The organism is Allobosea sp. RCC_152_1, from assembly GCF_041360765.1.
GTDB classification, from domain to species: Bacteria; Pseudomonadota; Alphaproteobacteria; order Rhizobiales; family Beijerinckiaceae; genus Allobosea; species Allobosea spartocytisi.
This window is the reverse complement of the sequence record NZ_JBFUPU010000002.1, coordinates 752,832-771,301: the sequence shown is the minus strand read 5'-3', so window position 1 is coordinate 771,301 and position 18,470 is coordinate 752,832. Positions and strand designations below refer to the sequence as shown.

The window sequence follows — 18,470 nt, the reverse complement described above, 5'->3', positions numbered from 1 at the left end:
CTTGTCGCTGATGACGAGCCGCGTCAACCCTCGAACGGATTATGAACGAGGATGGTGTCGTCGCGTTCCGGGCTGGTCGACAGCACGGCGACGGTGGCGCCGATCAGTTCCTCGATGCGGCGGACATATTTGATCGCCTGGGCCGGCAGATCGGCCCAGGAGCGGGCGTTGGCGGTCGAGCCTTCCCAGCCTTCGATCGTCTCATAGACCGGCTCGACGCGGGCCTGGTCGCTCTGGCCGGCGGGCAGATGCTCGATGATCTGGCCGTCGAGCTTGTAGCCGACGCAGACCTTGATCTCCTTGAAGCCGTCGAGGATGTCGAGCTTGGTCAGCGCGATACCGTCGATGCCGGAGGTCTTGACCGTCTGGCGCACGAGGCAGGCGTCGAACCAGCCGCAGCGGCGTTTGCGGCCGGTGACGACGCCGAATTCCTTGCCCTTCTGGCCGATCAATTCGCCGATCTCGTCGAAGAGCTCGGTCGGGAAGGGGCCTTCGCCGACGCGGGTGGTGTAGGCCTTGGCGATGCCCAGCACATAGCCGACGGCGGAGGGGCCCATCCCCGAGCCGGTCGCGGCCTGGCCGGCGACGATGTTCGAGGAGGTGACGAAGGGGTAGGTGCCGTGGTCGACGTCGAGCAGCGCGCCCTGCGCGCCCTCGAACAGGATGCGCTTGCCGGCGCGGCGCTGCGCATCGAGCAGCGCCCAGACGGTGTCGGCATAGGGCAGGATTTCTGGCGCGATCGCCTTGAGCTGGCCGAGCAGTTCGCGGCCGTCGACCTCGGCGATGCCGAGACCGCGGCGCAGCGCGTTGTGATGGGCGAGCAGGCGCTCGATCTTGGCTTCGAGCAGGGCCTCGTCCTTGAGATCGATGACGCGGATGGCGCGGCGGCCGACCTTGTCCTCATAGGCCGGGCCGATGCCGCGCTTGGTCGTGCCGATCTTCATGCCGGCATTCGAGGTCTCGCGGAAATGGTCGAGCTCGCGATGCAGCGGCAGGATCAGCGTGGCGTTGTCGGCGATGCGGAGATTGTCCGGCGTGATCGCGACGCCTTGCGCGCGCAGCTTGCCGATCTCCTCGACGAGGTGCCAGGGATCGACGACGACGCCGTTGCCGATGACCGAGAGCTTGCCGGGGCGCACGATGCCCGAAGGCAGAAGCGAGAGCTTGTAGACGACGCCGTCGATGACGAGCGTATGGCCGGCATTATGGCCGCCCTGGAACCTGACGACGACATCGGCCTGGCTGGAGAGCCAGTCGACGATCTTGCCCTTGCCCTCGTCGCCCCACTGGGCGCCGACCACCACAACATTCGCCATGAGCGAGGTGTCCCTGCTTGTTCCGCGTTGCCTCACGCAAGCGGCCCGCGCAAATGCAAAACCCCGGCGCAAGGCCGGGGTTTCGGGGCAGGTCCTTGCAAGCCCTCATGGGCCAATGCGGCGCGAAGGTCAAGTTTTGCGTAGGTCTGTTTGAGGCCCCCCAGCCCTCATCCTGAGGAGCCATTGCCATGGGAATGGCGTCTCGAAGGATGGTCCGGGAGGCTCCGGAGCGATCTGGAGCCTCCTTCGAGACGCCGTTGACGCCGCCCCTCAGGATGAGGGCTTGAGCGGCCCGGACAGGTGCAAAATGGGAGGCGGATCCATGGGTAAACAGCCGGAGCATGGCGGATCTGCAGGATCTGCGCAGTAATGCTGCCGCAATCGCGCGTAAGGGCTAAGGGGCATCGTCGGCGCGTGGCAGGAATCGTGCTTGCCGGCGCGGGCCGCAGAAGGGGAAGAACAGCAATATGACCAAGCTCGACGACTGGCTCGGCCAGCACCATGCCGCGTTCACGGCGATCCGCCGCGACATCCACGCCCATCCCGAACTCGGCCTGGAAGAGCAGCGCACCGCCAAGCTCGTCGCCGACAGCTTGCGCGAATGGGGCATCGAGGTCACCGAGAAGGTCGGCCAGACCGGCGTCGTCGGGGTCATCCGAGGCAAGCAGCCGGGCGAGCGCGCCATCGGCCTGCGCGCCGATATGGATTGCTTGGCGCTGGAGGAGACGACGAACCTTCCCTATTCCTCGAAGAATCCCGGCCGGATGCATGCCTGCGGCCATGACGGCCACACCACCATGCTGCTCGCGGCCGCGCGCTATCTCGCCGAGAACCGGGATTTCGCCGGCACCGTCAACCTGATCTTCCAGCCGGCCGAGGAAGGCCGCGGCGGCGCCAACGCCATGCTGGCCGACGGTCTCTTCGACCGCTTCCCCTGCGACGCGATCTACGGGCTGCACAACACGCCGGGCATGCCGACCGGCAGCTTCGGCACCACCGTCGGCCCGTTCCTGGCGGCGGCGGATAGCTGGAAGGTGACCTTCCGCGGCCTCGGCGGCCATGGCGGCTCGCAGCCGCATCGCTCGACCGACATCACCTATGCGCAGGCGCATTTCGTGCTCGGCCTGCAGGGCATCGTCGGCCGCAACGTCGCCCCGCTGGACACCGCCGTGATCAGCGTCGGTTACATCCATGGCGGCGACGTCAACGCCTCGAACGTGATCCCCTCCGAGCTCGTCATCGGCGGCACGGCCCGCACCTATTCGCAGGAGGTGCGCGATACGGTGGAGCGGCGCATCGCCGAGCTTGCTCTGGCCACGGCGCAGGCCTGGGGCTGCCAGGCGGAGCCGTATTATCACCGCGGCACCAGCCCGCTGGTGAACGAGGCCGAGCAGGTTCGCGTTGCGGTCGCCGCGGCGACGCAGGCCGCCGGCGCTGAGCATGTCAACGGCCAGCTCCGCCCCGGCACGGGCGGCGAGGACTTCGCCGAGATGATGCTGGTGCGGCCCGGTGCCTTCATGCGCATCGGCAACGGCGTCAATCCGGACGGTTCCTTCGTCGGCCTGCACACGCCGCTCTACGACTTCAACGACGCGATCATCCCGGCCGGCGTGCGCTACTGGGTCGGCCTCGTCGATCAGGAGCTCGGCCAGGGCCTGCGGGCCGTCGCGGCGGAGTAACGGAGCGCCTGCACGGGAACTGTCATGCCCGTCCTTGTGGCGGGCATCCACGTCTTTGGCTCCCCTTGGTGAGCGATGCGGGCTAAAGACGTGGATGGTCGGGACGAGCCCGACCATGACGGTATGCGGAATGATGCCATGAAAACCCTCGCCATCTCGACCCTGACCATCTGCGGCATCGAGGAACTGCCGGGCAACAGCGCCCGCGAGGTCACGCATGTGCTCTCGGTGCTCGATCCCGACCGGGCCGAAATCGAGGCCTTCGGCGCCTATGGCATGCATGAGCGGGTGACGCTGCGCTTCCACGACATCATCGAACCGGCCCCGGACAGGATCATGCCGGCGCCGGGGCATGTCGCGGAGATCCTCGGCTTCGGCGAGGGCTTGCGCGCCTCGGCGGTGGGCCGGAAGGCCGGCCATCTGCTGGTGCATTGCCATATGGGCATCTCGCGCTCGACGGCGGCGATGCTGACCTTGATGGCGCAGGCCGATCCGCATGAGGGCGAGGACGCGCTGTTCGCTCGTCTGCGCGAGATCCGGCCGCAGGCCTGGCCGAATTCGGTGATGGTCGGTTTCGCCGACGAGCAACTCGGCCGCCATGGCCGACTGACCGAGGCGCTGGGCCGGCATTATGCGCATCAGATCGCGGCGCAGCCGAAATTCTGGACCTGGATGAACGATCTCGGCCGCAAGCGCGAGCTGGAAATGGCGGTTTAGCTCGCCGACGAGGCGGCGCGTCCGGGCCTATCGACCCGAGAGGGCCGCTAACATGAAAACGGCCCCGCCGAAGCAGGGCCGTCGTCGACTTACGGCAAGGACTTACTTTGCCCAGCGGCCTTCATATTTGAACTGCGGCGCGGCCTTGAGAGCGTCCTTCGTGGTCTCCATCGTGGCCGACCACTTCTTGTCGTTCTCGGAATAGTTCACCTTCACGGCGGCCGGCGAGACGATCACATAGTGCTCGCCCATGCCGAGGAAGCCGCCCGCGGAAACGATGTAGCCGGCGACCTGGCCATTCGACATGACGATGTCCTTGATCTCGCCGATCTTGTCCTTGGCGGAGTTCTGGACATTGAGGCCGATCAGGTTGCTGCTCAGTACGTCGGTCGGCTTGGCGGCGATATAGACTTCCTTCACCGCCGTCGTGCTGGTAGCCGTTTGCGCATAGGCGCTGGTCGAAAGAACAGTTGCAGAAATGATGGCGATGGCGACATTGCGCATGAAAGTAAACTCCAAACCATGAATTCCCCAGGTGATAGAGACAACGCCGCCTCTCGCCATGGGTTCCTGATTCGGGCATTCTTTTATTTCAGATCATTTGCGCGATCGGCCTCCGGTTGCCGATGCAAGGTGCCTTCACGCCCCGGAGCGAGGCGCTCCGGGGCCGGTGGCGCAGGCCTCTGGCCTCAATCCGTCGCCTGCGGCAGCGGCTGCTCGTCATAGGAGAGCTCGCGGTCGCCCGGCGATTTGATGCGGTAGGCGAGCCGGAGTTCCTTCTCGCCGCCCGGTGCGAGATCGAAGGTCCAGGAGGAGACGCCGCGCTTGTCGCCGACCTGCTTCTCGGTCGGTGGCGTGCTCTGGGCCGCGATCGTCTCGACCGTGATCGCGCTGTTCTCGGAATAGGGGGTGCGCTGCAGCACCGTGACCTTGACGGCTTGAGCATGCAGGCTCTTCACCACCGTGCGGAACTCGCGCTGGTCGGTGCGGGTCTGGTTGAGCCAGCGCGGCTCATTCTCGCGGCGCTTCACCGGGGCGAAACTGACCTTGATCCGGTCGTCGGCGCCGAAGCCGAGCGCGACCTCGTCCCCCGGCGCGACGAGCCCGATCCGGCCCGTGCCGACATAAGTGCCGTCGCGATGCAGCGCGACCTTGCCCGGCAGGAGCGGGGCTTCCTCGTCATGATTGAAGGCAGCTTCGAGGAAGGCCTTCTGTTCCAGCTCCGGCACGCTGCGGGCCGACAGCGTCGGCTCGGCCTTGCGCTGCGTGAGCACGACCGTCTTCACCGTGCCGTCCTGCGGAATGGTGGCGCGGCCGGGCACCTGGAAGCTCGCCTGATAAGGGCCGGCTTCGATCCGGGCGGTCTGGACTTCCGCCGGCCTGGGCGGCGCTGCGGCGCGTTGCGACGCGGCCTTTGCCTCTGCCTGCTCGGCCAGAGCCTCGGCCTCCGCCTTGGCGCGGGCGGCGGCCATCGGCGCAGGCGCAACCTTGCGCAAACGGCTTTCATAGATCGCCGGCGGCTCGAAGAACGCGATCTGCATCGGCTGGAGATCGGGCGCGCCGGTGCCGCCGGCCGAGCGCGTCGTCGACAGGGTCAGCGCGACGTCGCCCCAGTCCTCGCCGGTGCGCTGGCGGATCTCGGCGCGGCGGGTCAGCGCCAGTTCCGGCTTCGCCGTCGTGGTCGTCAATCGCGCCTCGTAGGCGGGCACCCATTGCGCGCCGCTGACGCGATAGCTGACCGTGAACTCGGCCGCGACCGGCTGCGGGGCCTCGACCGCGATGGCGACGTCGCGCTTCGGCGCGCCGGGGCGGCTGCCTTGCGGGCGGGCGCTTTCGAGCGCGGCGATCTCGGCCTCGACATCCGCGAGCTTGCCGCGCTCGCCGCGCAGATCGTTCTGGACCTTGACCAAAGCGGTGCCGATCGCCTCGAACACTGTCGGCCAGTCGGCGACGGGCAGGGCCTTGCCGTCCGGGCCGAGCTTGTCGGGGCCGGTCTGGGCGAAGCGTTCGATGGTGGTACGCTGGGCTTCGATCGCGGCGATGCGGCCCTCATGCGCGCCCTTCTCGTCGCGCAGCGCCTTGAGCTTGTCCTCGACGGTCTTGTCGAGGACCGGCTTCGCCTCGCCCGGGGTGACGCGGACATCGATGGCGCCGACCGAGAACGAGCCGTCGCCTTTCCCCTCGATGCGGATGGAGGCCGGGTCGATCGTCGCCGGCAGGCCACGCAGCACGATCTGCGAGGCACCCTGCAGCAGGTCGGCCTTGCCCAGGCGGGTGACGATGGCGCCGTCGGGATAGACCGTGACGCGGTCGATGCGGCTCGAAAGCTCGGTCTCGGCGGCGCTGGCGAGGCCAGGCGCGATCACGAGGGCGGCGGCGAGGCCGTATTTCATGAAGTTTCCCCCTCCAAATCAAAGTCACGAGGCCGTGATAGACGGTGCCGAATCCGGCGCGCCCAAGGCGAAATCGAGCCTAACTGCGGATAGGCCCGCTGGGCCATGGCCTCGTCCTCCATTCGCAGGAGCGTCGGCCGGGCGCGAAGCGCTTTCCGGCGGTGGAGGCAAGGCGTCAGCCCACCGGGAAGGGCATGACATGAGGCCGGGACGACCGTGCTCGCCCTGTCAGGGCCCGCCACGCGACGATTGCTCTCGCAGCGGATGCGTGCCCGATTGCTTTAAGGGTTCAGGCGCCGGCATCCCCGCGGTCGCGCCGGTGCTGCTCGGTGCCCTGCTGAGGCGCCAGCCATGGCTCCCGGCGGATGGTCCAGAGCTCATAGGCGGGCACGAGCGCGCTCGGCGGGCTGTCCAGGGTGCCGAGCTTGATCTCGATCTCGTCCGAGCCTTCCGCCCAGCAGAACAGCGGCGAGCCGCATCGCGGGCAGAAGCGCTCGCCGCCCGCGCGGCTTTGCCAGCAGCCGAGCTCGCCGGAGAGCGTCGCGCCGGCCCGGGGCCAGATTCCGAAGAAGGAGAAGGCCGCGCCCGAGCCCTTCCGGCAGGTTTCGCAATGGCAGATGCCGACGCGGATCGGCTCGCCGTCGAGTTCGTAGCGGACCTGTCCGCAATTGCAGCCGCCTGAAAGTCTCATCGTGGTCTCGCGCGTGTGTCCCCGGTTTCGCCAGCATGGGCAGCAGAGCAACGGTGCTTCGTGCGGAACGGTTCCGGCGAACTGTGCCGGACGGCGGGGGTTTTCTGCAAGGGTTTGCGGATGTGCGGGAGTGCCAAGGCAGGTCGGCGCTCGGTCCGAAATCAGCACTACGTCCCGGACGACCGGCGGTGGTCCGCGATGACCTCGGTGACGATCCTCCCGGCTTTTTCAATCGAGCGAGCATCCTGACCGGCGCTTGCGAGGGTGATGAGGGCCTTCCACAAGGCCCATCCGCGAGCACGACTCCAGGTGTTGTCGTCAAGCGCGAGTTCGGCGCGGAACGCAGCGCGGCTGTCTCCGGAAAACTCTGTCCAGGCCATCACCAGATCGCAGGCGGGGTCGCCTACAGCCGAGCTTCCGAAATCAATGACCGCACAAAGGGCTCCGTCCTTGACGAGCAGATTGCCCGAGGCGATGTCGCCGTGAACCCATAGCGGCTGGCCGCTCCATTCCGACGAGAGCGCCGTTTCCCACACTTCGGCGGCGGAGGCGGCGTCAATCCGTCCGGTGAGGGCCGTCAAAGCGGACCGCGTTTCCGAGTCGTAGACGGCAAGGCGCCCGCCACGATGAAAATTGTGGTTCCCGGCGGCAGGTCCGCCGGTGGCATCGATCCGGTGCAATGCAGCCAGGAAGGAGCCCAATGATCGGGCCAAAGCAGGCAGGTCGGCAATATCGCCGGTCGTTGCAGGCTCGCCTTGAAGCCATCGATAGATCGACCAGGGCCAAGGGTAACCTTCGCCTGGCGCGCCCATCGCCAACGGAACCGGGATCGGAAGGGGCAAGTTCGGAGCCAGCCTCGGCAGCCAGCGGTGCTCCTTTTCGACCTGCGGGACATAGCGTTCTGCGCTCGGCAAGCGAATGGACAGCTCCTGGCCAAGGCGAAAGGTTCGATTGTCCCAGCCTCCCGGCTGGACGGCTTCCAGTGCCAGCGTCGCGTATTGCGGAAACTGGGCCTTGATCAGGCGACCAACCAGCTCAACGCCGATCGTTGCAGGCAGGTGCTTCTCCGGGTGTGGCATCGCCGCTTCCAATAACACCGGTTTCGGCTTCCCGCCCGTTGCGGACGCCTCCGGTTCATGAGAAGCCGCGCCCATGCTGAAACGGATCACGCAATGGGCAGGACGGGTCAAGCGTGACGCCGTCGCTCTTTGGATTGCCGCGCGCGATCCGCGGACGCCGTTGATCGCGAAAGCCGTCGCTGCCGCGGTCGCCGCTTACGCCCTCAGTCCGATCGACCTCATCCCGGATTTCATTCCGGTCCTGGGCTATCTGGACGATCTGCTCATCGTGCCCGCCGGGATCGCTCTGGCGGTCCGCCTCATCCCGGCCGAGCTCATGAGCGAGTTTCGAGGGCAGGCCGATGAGCGCGCGGGCCGACCGCGCAGCGCCGTCGGGGCTGCGATCATCGTCCTGATCTGGTTGCTGGGCTTGGCCGCTCTCGGCTTCTGGGCTTTCCAGCGGTTCCGCTAACCGGCCTCACGCCCGGCCGCGTTCGCTCGCATGCGGCTTGACGCGACGGTCGAGGAAATTGCGCAGCTCCGTGACGCGGCGCTCGGCGTCCAGCACCTCGCGGTCGAGGCCATGGGCCCAGGCGAGGTCCTGGCGGGCGGGGTCGGCGTCGAGCGTCTCGAGGTCCGCGAGCCAATCCTTCGCGGTGGCCTCGTCCTTGCGGAAGCCTTCCTCGATCAGCAGCGGCACCATGCGGCCGAGGATGGAGGCGACCTGTTTCAGCGGGAATTCGGGGTGATACTGCACGCCCCAGAAGGTGCCGCCATTATGCTTGATCTCGGCGGCCTGGACCTGGCTGATGGCGTTCGAGGCGAGGATCGTCGTGCCATGCGGCGGCAGGGCGACGCTGTCGAGATGGATCGCCGGGGCGTCGAAGGCGGCGGGGCGGCCGGCCAGCAGCGCGTGGCCGCGGCCGATCTCGGTCGGCGCGATGCGCCGGGCGAAGCCGACCTCGCGCCCGTTCGGATTGGCGGTGACGGTGCCGCCGGCCGCGACCGCGCCCATCTGGATGCCCCAGCAGGAGCCGAAGCTGGGCGTGCCGCTGGCATAGATCGCGCGCATCAGTTCGATCTGCCGGGTCACGGCCGGCTCGATCTTGTAGATGTGCAGGGCCGAGCCGGTGAGGAAAATGCCGTCATAGGATTCCAGCCCTGCGGCATCCGGCAGATTGGCGCCCTCATCCGCCGGCAGGCAGATATCCGAGACGATGCCGGGGGCGATCGCGGCGATTTCGGCCGCATAGGCCTCGGCCGGGGTCGCGCCATAGCCGGCGACATGCTCCTCGCGATGCTCTCGCGTATTGCCTTCGACGAAGAGCAGGCGGAGGGGACGGTGGCCGGTCTGGATCATGGGCAGGGTTCCGAGGGATGCATCGGGCGACGGGCAGGTGTGCGCGCAATCTCATAGGAGGGGCGGGTTGCGCAAGGTTATGCAAAGCTCCTTCCTCGCGACAGGGCCGAAACGTGTACACCTCCCAGACATGGCTGCATCGGGCCTGGGCGAATGCCTATCTTCTGATGATCCTGACGACGCTGATGTGGGCCGGCAACGCCGTGGCGAGCCGGCTCGCCGTCGGCAACATCTCGCCCATGGCGCTGACCTCGTTCCGGTGGATCGCGGTCTGCGCGGTCTTGCCCTGGCTGCTGCGCGACCAGCTCCGCATCCATTGGCCGGCGCTGCGGGCGCGCTGGTGGTTCATCGCCCTGCTCGGCATGGGCGGTTTCACCATGTTCAACATGCTGATGTATCTCGCTGCCTATTCGACCTCGGCGATCAATATCGGCATTCTTCAGGGCTCGATCCCGATCTTCGTGCTGATCGGCGCCTTCCTGGCCTATCGCACGCGGATCGGCCTGATGCAGGCGCTCGGCGTCGCGGTGACGCTGATCGGTGTCGCGGTCACGGCGAGCCGGGGCGATTTCCATGTCCTGACCGGCCTGCGCTTCGCGGCAGGAGACCTGTTCATGATCCTCGCCTGTGTGTTCTACGCGGGCTACACGGTCGCCGTGCGCAATCGGCCTCCGATGCCGGGGCTGGTCTTCTTCACCGCGGTCGCCTGCTTCGCCTGCGTGATCTCGCTGCCGCTGCTCGCGGCCGAGATCGCGCTCGGCCAGTACTACGCGCCGACGCCGAAGGGCTGGCTCATCCTCGCTTTCGTCGTGATCGGCCCCTCGCTCCTGTCGCAGCTCGCCTTCCTGCGGGCGGTCGAACTGATCGGGCCGGGCCGGGCCGGCGTCTTCGTCAATCTCGTGCCGGTCTTCGCGCCGATTCTCGCCGTGGCGATCATCGGCGAGCCTTTCGGCCTCTACCATGCGGTCGCGCTCGCGCTGGTGCTCGGCGGCATCTTCATCGCCGAGCGGCTGGGGCGATAGAGCATTTCCGCCTTTCTGCGAAAACGCTCCATCTCCTGGTTTTATCGGATTTTCTTCACGCGAGCCGGTGTCCACCTCGCTCGACAAGGCTCAAGCCGCCGCGTGGCCTTTCATCGGGCGTCCATGGGGCTGGCTTCCCGCGACAGGCGCCTACCGATCCGCACCAGCAGGTTCTTCAGCTCGCTTTTGAGTTCCTCGTCGCCAGCGTCCTTCGCGACGCGGTAAGCCTGCATGACATGGTCGGCGACGTTTGCGGTCGGCGTCTCCGTGCCGACCGTCTCCGTGATGTCGAGCGCGATCCCGACATAATGCGTGGCGCTGCCATCCGCCATGCGGTGGCAGCGTGCGAACGCCGCAATGAGCCGCTCGCCCTCGGCCGTCGAGACGCGGTATTGGCTGCTGAAATCGATGCCGGCCCTCGTGCAGTGCGCGACTTCCCGCGCGACCCGCTCGCGATCCCCGGAATGGATGCCGTTGACATAGGCATCGACCGGCGCGCCGCGGATCGCTTCCTCGGGATCGACAGAAAACAGCGCGGCGAATCGTGCATCGGCGTAGAGCCGATCCTGTTTTACATCCCAGTACCACATGCCGAGTATTGTATTGTCGTTGAGGCAGGCACTGCCCGGAAACGACATAAACTCCGACCTGCCGCCCTTGAAGACTGCGTCAGACATGTCAGCCTCTCCCTCGTTATTGAGAATGAGAGAGAATCTCCGGCGATACAAGCGCGGGCTCGCCAAAAACAGCGGTTCTCAACGCAAGGCTGAAACCGCCAGCCGCGCCGCCTCGGCGAGTGCGGCTTCCCGCTTCGGGGCATCGGCGCGCGAGCCGGCAAGATAGGTGACGATGACGAAGCGCCGCCCGTCCGGCAGCGTCGCGATGCCGATGTCGTTGGTGGCGTGGTTGATGCCGTCCGTGGTCAGGCCGAGCCCGGTGCGATGAGCGAGGACGGAGCCCGGCGGCAGCCCGGCCTTGATGCGGCCGGTGCCGATCTTCGATTCGCTGATGACCTTGGTCAGGAAGGCGGTATGCGCGGGGTTGCGCAGCCAGTTGCCTTCGGCGAAGCCTTCGAGGAAGCGCGCGCTTGCCTCCGGCGTCGCCGCGTCGCGCTTGTCCGTCAGCGCGGCGGCCAGCGCCGCGATGCGCAATTCGGGGTTCAGGGCGCGCAGATCGGCGCGGAAGCGCTGCTCGTCGACGACCTCGTTCCAGCCGAAGCCCTTGAGACCGTAGATCTCCGGCTGGAACTGGCGTTCGTAGCGGTCGATCGACATGTTCTCGATGCCACCGTCGCGCAGCATCTTCGTCACCACCTGCGGGCCGCCGATTTCGCGCATCAACCGGTCGGCCGCCGTGTTGTCGCTCTGGCCGGCGGCGAGGCGGATCAAGTCCCGCACCGGGTAGGTCGCGCTCTCGCCCTTGAATTGCCGGGCGATCGGGCTGTTGAAGAGCGACAGGTCCTTGCGGGTGATGGTGATCGGCTGGTCGAGCTTGAACTTCCCCGCCTCGACCTGCTGCAACACCGCGACCGCCAGCGGCAGCTTGAAGACGCTCTGCATCGGGAAGGTCTCGGCTCCGCGCCAGGACCAGAGCTTGTGGTCCTTCAGGTCGATCAGTGCGACGCCGAGCCGGCCCTCAGTGCGGCGCTCGAGCTTGGCAATGCCCTTGTCGAGGCTGGGCCGATCCCAATCGGCGAAGGCGGGTGGAATGGCCAGGCCGACGAAAGCGAGGGCGGCGGCAAGGCGAAGGCGGGCAGGCATGGACGTTTCCTCGTGATGTCCGCATCAGAGAGAATGGACATTACGGCGGGGTTACGGCGGTGCGTCAGGCCGGTCCGTTATTCTCGCTGTCGCAGAGTTCGAGCTCCACAGGGCAGTTCTCGATGCCGAAACATTCCGGCAGGAGCTGCTTCACCCGCTCGCGCAGGGCGTCGAGCGTGTCGGCCTCGGTGACGATGCCGAGCTCGCCCACATCCATGGCGTACCAGAGGCCCGCCGCCTCGTCGCGGCGGACCTCGAAGCGGATCGGCTCCATCGCCCCGGCGGGCGCGGCGACGAGAGCCTTCAGCGGATTGATCAAGATGTTAAAACCTCAGGCGCCTGGCGCGCTTGACCATGGGGATCTCGTGGATCTTGGCCAGTAGCTCATCCGAGATGGGCTCGTCCACCGCGACATAGCAGATCGCGTCGCCGCCCGGCTTGTCGCGGCCGAGCGCGAAGGTCGCGACATTGACGCCGGCGCCGCCGAGCAGCGAGCCGAAGGCGCCGATGAAGCCGGGCTTGTCGGCGTTGCGGACATAGAGCATATGCGGCGCGAACTCGGCGTCGACGGCGATGTCGCGGATCTCGACGATGCGCGGCTTGCCGTCATGGAAGACGGTGCCGGAGGCATGGCGCGGCATGTCCTCGGCATCGACGACGATGCGGATGACGCTTTCGAGGTTGCCGGCGACGTCGCGGGTCAGCTCCTCGACGACGATGCCCTTCTCCTTGGCGATCAGCGCGGCGTTGACCATGTTGATCTCGGGCAGGAAGGGCCTGAGCACGCCGGTGATCGCGGCGGCCGAGATCGCCTTGAGGTTGAGGCTCGCGACCGCGCCCTCATACTCGATGCGGATGCCCTTGACCGGTGCCTCGGTGAGCTGGCCGAGGAAGGAGCCGAGCTTCTCGGCGAGATCGACGAAGGGCTTGATGCGCGGGGCTTCTTCCGCCGAGATCGAGGGGAAGTTGACCGCGTTGGTGATGGCGCCCTTGAGCAGGTAGTCGCTCATCTGCTCGGCGACCTGCAGGGCGACATTCTCCTGCGCCTCGTTGGTGGAGGCGCCGAGATGCGGCGTGCAGACGACGTTTTCCAGTCCGAAGAGCGGGTTCGATTCAGCCGGCTCCTGCGAGAACACGTCGAAGGCGGCACCGGCGACATGGCCGGACTTGATCAGGTCCGCCAGCGCCTGCTCGTCGACGAGACCGCCGCGGGCGCAGTTGATGATCCGCACGCCCTTTTTCGTCTTGGCGAGGTTTTCGGCCGAGAGGATGTTCTTGGTCATCTGCGTCATCGGGACGTGCAGCGTGATGAAGTCCGCGCGCTTCAGCAGGTCTTCCAACTCGACCTTCTCGACGCCCAACGCCACGGCGCGCTCAGGCGAGAGATAGGGGTCATAGGCGATGACGCGCATCTTGAGCCCGATGGCCCGCTCGGCGACGATCGAGCCGATATTGCCGGCGCCGATCAGGCCGAGCGTCTTGGCCGTGATCTCGACGCCCATGAAGCGGTTCTTCTCCCACTTTCCGGCCTGGGTGGAGACGTCGGCCGAGGGGATCTGGCGGGCGAGCGCGAACATCATCGCGATGGCGTGCTCGGCGGTGGTAATCGAATTGCCGAAGGGCGTGTTCATCACGATGATGCCGCGGGCGGTCGCGGCGGGGATCTCGACATTGTCGACGCCGATGCCGGCGCGGCCGATGACCTTCAGCTTCGTCGCGGCCTCCAGCAGCTTGGCGGTCGCCTTGGTGGCCGAGCGGATGGCGAGCCCGTCATAGTCGCCGATGATCGCGGCGAGCTTGTCCTTGTCCTTGCCGAGGCCGGGATCGAAGGTCACGTCGATGCCGCGATCCTTGAAGATCTGGACGGCGGCGGGGGAGAGGGCGTCGGAAATCAGGACCTTTGGTGCGGGCATGGGAGGCTCCGGCTGGCGCCGCGCTACACGGGGAGCGTTCGGCGCGTAAAGAGGAGGAGAGCGTCATGGCCGGGCTTGACCCGGCCATCTGGGGACGCGGAGGCGAAGGGCAGCGCCTCTTCTTGAGAGAGATGGTCGGGTCAAGCCCGACCATGGCGGCAGCTTGTTACGCCGCCTTCTTGCCCAACGCCGCCTTGGCCTCGGCGAAGGCATAGGCGATCCAGGGCAGCAGCGCCTTGACGTCGCGCGACTGCACGGTCGCGCCGCACCAGATGCGCAGGCCGGGAGGGGCGTCGCGGTAATGGCCGAGATCGTAGCCGGCGCCGGCCTTCTCGATGATCGAGACGACCTGCTTGGCGAAGGCCGCCTGCGCGTCCGCCGGCAGGGCGGTGACCGCCGGGTCGGTGAACTTCAGGCACACGCTCGTGTTGGAGCGCGTCTTCGGCTTCACGGCGAGGAAGTCGATCCAGTCGTTCTCGCGCACGAATTTGGCGATCACGCGGGCATTGGCATCGGCGCGCTTCACCAGCCCGTCGAGCCCGCCGACCTTCTTCGCCCAGTTCAGCGCATCGAGATAATCCTCGACCGCGAGCATGGAGGGGGTGTTGATGGTCTCGCCGGAGAAGATGCCCTCGATCAGCTTGCCGCCCGAGGTCATGCGGAAGATCTTCGGCAGCGGCCAGGCCGGCTTGTAGGTCAGGAGCCGCTCGACCGCGCGGGGCGAGAGCACGATCATGCCATGCGCGGCCTCGCCGCCGAGCACCTTCTGCCAGGAGAAGGTGACGACATCGAGCTTGGGCCAGTCGAGGCGCTGGGCGAAGGCGGCGGAGGTGGCGTCGCAGATGGTCAGCCCCTCGCGGTCCTCCGCGATCCAGTCGGCATCGACGACGCGCACGCCCGACGTGGTGCCGTTCCAGGTGAAGACGACGTCGCGGTTCTTGGTGTCGACCTTCCTGAGGTTCGGCAATTCGCCATAGGGCGCCTCGAAGGTGCGGACATCGGCGAGCTTGAGCTGCTTGACGACATCGGTGACCCAGCCGGCGCCGAAGCTCTCCCAGCTCACCATATCGACGCCGCGGGCGCCGAGCAGGCTCCAGAGCGCCATCTCGACGGCGCCGGTATCGGAGGCGGGCACGATGCCGATGCGGTAATCGGCCGGGACCTGCAGCACCTCGCGGGTGAGGTCGATCGCGGCTTTGAGCTTGTCCTTGCCGATCTTGGCGCGGTGCGAGCGGCCGAGCGGGGCGTCGGAGAGGTTCTTGAGGGCCCAGCCGGGGCGCTTGGCGCAGGGGCCGGACGAGAAGTTAGGCACGCGCGGACGCGTGGTCGGTGCGGTATTCGCCATCGATGTCTCCATCCTTACAGATGGGCGCGCCCCGTTGGGGGGGCGTGTCCCGTCGATGGGGGTAGAGCCGCTGGGGGTGGGGAGTCAAGGGTCGAAGTCAATGCTTTCCGATCTCACTTTCTTGCCTTGTCGGCGATTTTTGCGAGCTCGTTTATATAAATATCGTCTATGTTTGACTCTGTGCCGGAGAATGTTTCGTAGTCATTGTTTGGAAAATCTTGATCACGCTCCGATCTTTTTGTGAATATAAGTTCATTTTCAGAAGCTAGCGCGCTTATTATTTTCTGTGCCTGTTCCGGTGAGAAGTTTCGTAGATTCTTGAGGATAGCCTCTTGGTCGTCGGTAGTGACAGCTAAGAGGCTTAACAGGATGTTTTTTTCTGTTGAGCCGAGAGTTGAACGGCCTCTCGAATTTGAAGGTAGCGCGAGGCAATAAACTCCCACACCCTGATTTCTTTTGAAGGATGGGTGTCGCGCTGGAACCCGTCGACCCATTCCGCCATAGATAGGGGGTGAACGTCGCTTAACACGTTGCGAATAATAGAAATTCTTCGAATTAGCTCTATCGGAAGTCTTTCATGGCGAATGGGGGCCATTTCAATTAAATTTAGGGGGATCTTTTCTGACTGGCTGTTGATGCTTGCTTTTTGATTTATAATTTTCCTAATTATTGCAGCGTGCAAGGAAGGGTTAATTACGCTTACGATATCAATGGAGAGTTTGTCCAGTGATTGATTTGTGTTTGCCGCCATTATGTCGGCAAGGCTTGGGCTGAAATTTATGACATCTGAACGTTCTATATTATGCCATACTGGTAATATTGTACGGTTTGCTCCGATGCTTTTTGCGACAAGGCCTCTGAATTCGTAATCGGTCCAGTCTTTTTTAAAAAAACTATTTGATAGGATGACTATCCCAAATTCTGATTTGGATAATCCAAGATCAATATTTTTAGATAAACTATCTCCGATTTTTAGCTCGAATTCATCAAACCATACCCTTAAGCCCAATCTTGTGAGGTTATTAGCCAAGGGGCGGGCTATATCGTTCTTATCTTCACTCGCGTGGCTGATGAAAGCGTCCCATTTCTTCTTCAGCAATCTAGCGCTCCTCAAGTTTTTCGATTAAGCTATTTATGAAATTGTAGGCTACAAGAGTAGATAGTTTAGATCGTACATTAAAATACAGCTTAGATTTTTTCAAGTTTATTCTGGGGCCTGGATCGAAAATTTGTGACGTATTCTCCTGGGCAAAGGTGCCTCTCCACATTTTCCTCTGTTGAATTCGTCCGCTTCGCTCTCAGAAGGCCCCCGGAAGCGTCTCGCGCGTAACTATGTTGTTGGAGAAATATGTCCCCGCCCCCATACCGCGCGCCTATCCTCATCCCACCTTGTCCCCGAGGGCAGCCATCCGGAGGTATGCCGTTGGCGGGGCGGGGGCGGCGCCTGCGGGTGGGGTTACGACCCACTGCCGGGAGGCTTCGGGGCACCGCCCTAACCGGATTACCCGCGGGGAACTCCTCTCCCGGATGGGAGAGGGGCAGGGGTGAGGGACCGCCGCTGATCATTGGAACGCGGCGGAGCCCGTTGCGACTCTTTGCGGATAGGGCAGGCCCTCATCCCTGCCCTTCTCCCACACGGGAGAAGGGTTCCCCGCGCCTTTTCGGGCGGTTGAGATAAGTTGTCGGCGAGAGGTGGGCAGGGGAGGCTCGCCCTATCCGCCAATCGCCCTGCGGATGGCGGCGATGACGACATCCCTGTCATTCAGGACTTCGGCATTGCTGAAACGCACGACCTTGAAGCCGTGCCGTTCGATTTCCTCCGTCCGCGCGGCGTCGTAATCCGCCTCCCAGCGATGCTGGCGGCCGTCGATCTCGACGATCAGCTTTCGATCGATGCAGATGAAATCGACGGTGTAACCGAGCAGGGGAACTTGTCGCCGGAACTTCAGCCCGTCGAGCTGGCGGTTGCGCAGGAGCGACCAGAGGATGTCCTCCGGTTCGGTAGAATGTCCGCGAAGCTTTCGGGCAAATTGCCGCTGTTCGGTTGTCATCGGGGGCGGATGTTGGACGCGTGCACCCTTGCGATCAATGGCGGGCCCTCACCCCTGCGCCTCTCCCATCCGGGAGAGGGGTTCCCGCGCTTAACCGCTGCCGCCCAGAAACTTATCCCCGCCTTCCAACGCCCGCCTATCCTCGGCCCACCTCATCCCCGAGGGGCAGCCATCCGGAGGTGTGCCGTTGGTGGGGATGAGGGCGGCGCCTGCGGGTGGAGTCACGATCCACTCCCGGGAGGCTTCGGGGCACCGCCCTGGGGACACTACGATCCCTGTGCGAGGAGCTCGCTGGGAACGGCCGATGGCCTCACGCCTTCGTCCCATGCCCGAGTAGACGCGACAAGGCGATGAGCCGAACTGGCGTCGAAAGGGCTCGCGGCGAAGGATGGCCGCAGGCCCGATAAGCGCGGCCCGGAGACTTAAGAACGCCGGCAAGCGGAGCGCCACGGGGCGTGCGGAGGGTGGCTCAATCCCTCCGCGCCGCATCCTGGCTCAATGGAAGCGGCCCGATACCCAACCGCGCCTCGCGGCGCTCCGCTGCCCCTCATCTCTCAACGCCCACGCCCGGCGGCGCGGGCGGCGATGATGCGCGCCCTTTCGCGGTGAAGCGCGGGCAACCCGCTGCCGCAGCGAAGCCGGCCGTCGCCGCGTTTGACGCTTCGCGGGCCGGTCCCGGACAAGCCCGCGATCGGCGGGAAGGGCGGGGCGGGAGAGCGCTGCCGACGAGCGAGCTGGCGACAGGGCGGCCGCACCTTTCCCGGTGACGGCAGGCCCGCCCTTCTCCACACGGGAAACGGGTTCATCGCGCCTTTTCGGGCCCGATTAGGGTAAGCTCACCGCTCAAAGCGATTCACGGAACCCTCCCCATGGCCAAAAAGACCCCCGAACAGCTCGCCCAGGAATTCGAGGGCCGCAAGGCCAAGGGGCTGGCCAAGGGCGGGGCGGCGTATTGGCCCAACATCATCGCCAATGCCGTGCTGAAGCTCACCGCGGCGCGGGCCGAGATCACGCCGGAAACGCTGATCGAGATGATCGAACGCGAGGCGCCGTCGCTGGAGATCACGGTCCGGTCCGGCGCGACGGAGGCGGTCGCGCGGTTGAAGCAGGCCATCGCCAAGGGAGCGTGAGGCGCGGGCTTGAGGCGCGACGGGCGTGAGACGCG

General features: G+C 65.5%; 18 protein-coding genes. 5 read left to right on the top strand and 13 right to left on the bottom strand.

What is annotated here, in order from left to right:
- Positions 1-23: 23 nt before the first annotated feature.
- A complete protein-coding gene (locus AB6806_RS10105) occupies positions 24-1,316 on the bottom strand; it encodes an adenylosuccinate synthase (RefSeq protein ID WP_370954541.1) in 1,293 nt (430 codons plus the stop codon).
- A gap of 467 nt (positions 1,317-1,783) precedes the next feature.
- Between AB6806_RS10105 and AB6806_RS10100 the strand changes: the two genes are divergently transcribed.
- Together AB6806_RS10100 and AB6806_RS10095 are read left to right on the top strand one after the other, a co-directional pair.
- A complete protein-coding gene (locus tag AB6806_RS10100; protein ID WP_112765252.1) occupies positions 1,784-2,995 on the top strand; it encodes a M20 aminoacylase family protein in 1,212 nt (403 codons plus the stop codon).
- A 138-nt stretch (positions 2,996-3,133) separates the two neighbouring features.
- On the top strand, positions 3,134-3,712 hold the full coding sequence (locus AB6806_RS10095; RefSeq protein ID WP_370954540.1) for a tyrosine phosphatase family protein: 579 nt from the start codon (positions 3,134-3,136) through the stop codon (positions 3,710-3,712).
- A gap of 102 nt (positions 3,713-3,814) precedes the next feature.
- On the opposite strand, the gene AB6806_RS10090 is transcribed toward AB6806_RS10095, so the two are convergent.
- From AB6806_RS10090 to AB6806_RS10075, 4 genes are all read right to left on the bottom strand, one after another.
- A complete protein-coding gene (locus AB6806_RS10090) occupies positions 3,815-4,216 on the bottom strand; it encodes a PRC-barrel domain-containing protein (protein ID WP_370954539.1) in 402 nt (133 codons plus the stop codon).
- Between the two features lie 185 nt (positions 4,217-4,401).
- A complete protein-coding gene (locus AB6806_RS10085; RefSeq protein WP_370954538.1) occupies positions 4,402-6,105 on the bottom strand; it encodes a mucoidy inhibitor MuiA family protein in 1,704 nt (567 codons plus the stop codon).
- A gap of 289 nt (positions 6,106-6,394) precedes the next feature.
- Positions 6,395-6,796 carry a GFA family protein gene (locus AB6806_RS10080; protein ID WP_370954537.1) on the bottom strand — a complete coding sequence of 134 codons (402 nt, stop codon included), beginning with the start codon at positions 6,794-6,796 and terminating at the stop codon, positions 6,395-6,397.
- Positions 6,797-6,963: 167 nt separating this feature from the next.
- Entirely contained in the window at positions 6,964-7,875 is a 912-nt protein-coding gene (locus AB6806_RS10075; RefSeq protein WP_370954657.1) for an aminoglycoside phosphotransferase family protein, read from the bottom strand.
- Positions 7,876-7,948: 73 nt separating this feature from the next.
- Between AB6806_RS10075 and AB6806_RS10070 the strand changes: the two genes are divergently transcribed.
- A complete protein-coding gene (locus AB6806_RS10070; protein WP_142022004.1) occupies positions 7,949-8,326 on the top strand; it encodes a YkvA family protein in 378 nt (125 codons plus the stop codon).
- Between the two features lie 6 nt (positions 8,327-8,332).
- Here AB6806_RS10070 and AB6806_RS10065 read toward each other — a convergent pair whose 3' ends face one another.
- Positions 8,333-9,214 carry a type 1 glutamine amidotransferase gene (locus AB6806_RS10065; RefSeq protein WP_038363893.1) on the bottom strand — a complete coding sequence of 294 codons (882 nt, stop codon included), beginning with the start codon at positions 9,212-9,214 and terminating at the stop codon, positions 8,333-8,335.
- Between the two features lie 113 nt (positions 9,215-9,327).
- On the opposite strand from AB6806_RS10065, the gene AB6806_RS10060 reads away from it, so the two are divergent.
- A complete protein-coding gene (locus AB6806_RS10060; protein ID WP_370954536.1) occupies positions 9,328-10,236 on the top strand; it encodes a DMT family transporter in 909 nt (302 codons plus the stop codon).
- A gap of 110 nt (positions 10,237-10,346) precedes the next feature.
- Here the strand turns inward: AB6806_RS10060 and AB6806_RS10055 are convergent, their stop codons facing one another.
- The 7 genes from AB6806_RS10055 to AB6806_RS10025 all read right to left on the bottom strand — a co-directional run bounded on the left by AB6806_RS10055 (position 10,347) and on the right by AB6806_RS10025 (position 17,305).
- On the bottom strand, positions 10,347-10,964 hold the full coding sequence (locus AB6806_RS10055; protein WP_370954535.1) for a PAS domain-containing protein: 618 nt from the start codon (positions 10,962-10,964) through the stop codon (positions 10,347-10,349).
- Positions 10,965-10,991: 27 nt separating this feature from the next.
- Positions 10,992-11,996 carry a class A beta-lactamase gene (bla, locus tag AB6806_RS10050; RefSeq protein WP_370954534.1) on the bottom strand — a complete coding sequence of 335 codons (1,005 nt, stop codon included), beginning with the start codon at positions 11,994-11,996 and terminating at the stop codon, positions 10,992-10,994.
- 64 nt (positions 11,997-12,060) lie between these two features.
- Complete coding sequence (locus AB6806_RS10045) at positions 12,061-12,315, bottom strand: DUF1902 domain-containing protein (RefSeq protein WP_038363897.1); 255 nt, start codon at positions 12,313-12,315, stop codon at positions 12,061-12,063.
- A 4-nt stretch (positions 12,316-12,319) separates the two neighbouring features.
- Positions 12,320-13,909, bottom strand: coding sequence for a phosphoglycerate dehydrogenase (serA, locus tag AB6806_RS10040; protein WP_370954533.1), 1,590 nt, complete (start codon positions 13,907-13,909; stop codon positions 12,320-12,322).
- 166 nt (positions 13,910-14,075) lie between these two features.
- Positions 14,076-15,254, bottom strand: a complete 1,179-nt coding sequence (locus AB6806_RS10035) for a phosphoserine transaminase (RefSeq protein WP_370954532.1) — start codon at positions 15,252-15,254, stop codon at positions 14,076-14,078.
- Positions 15,255-15,615: 361 nt separating this feature from the next.
- Positions 15,616-16,353: a toll/interleukin-1 receptor domain-containing protein gene (locus AB6806_RS10030; RefSeq protein WP_370954531.1), complete on the bottom strand. Its 738-nt coding sequence runs from the start codon at positions 16,351-16,353 to the stop codon at positions 15,616-15,618.
- Positions 16,354-16,966: 613 nt separating this feature from the next.
- Positions 16,967-17,305: an endonuclease domain-containing protein gene (locus tag AB6806_RS10025; RefSeq protein WP_370954530.1), complete on the bottom strand. Its 339-nt coding sequence runs from the start codon at positions 17,303-17,305 to the stop codon at positions 16,967-16,969.
- 869 nt (positions 17,306-18,174) lie between these two features.
- Between AB6806_RS10025 and AB6806_RS10020 the strand changes: the two genes are divergently transcribed.
- Positions 18,175-18,435: a hypothetical protein gene (locus AB6806_RS10020; RefSeq protein WP_370954529.1), complete on the top strand. Its 261-nt coding sequence runs from the start codon at positions 18,175-18,177 to the stop codon at positions 18,433-18,435.
- Positions 18,436-18,470: the final 35 nt, after the last annotated feature.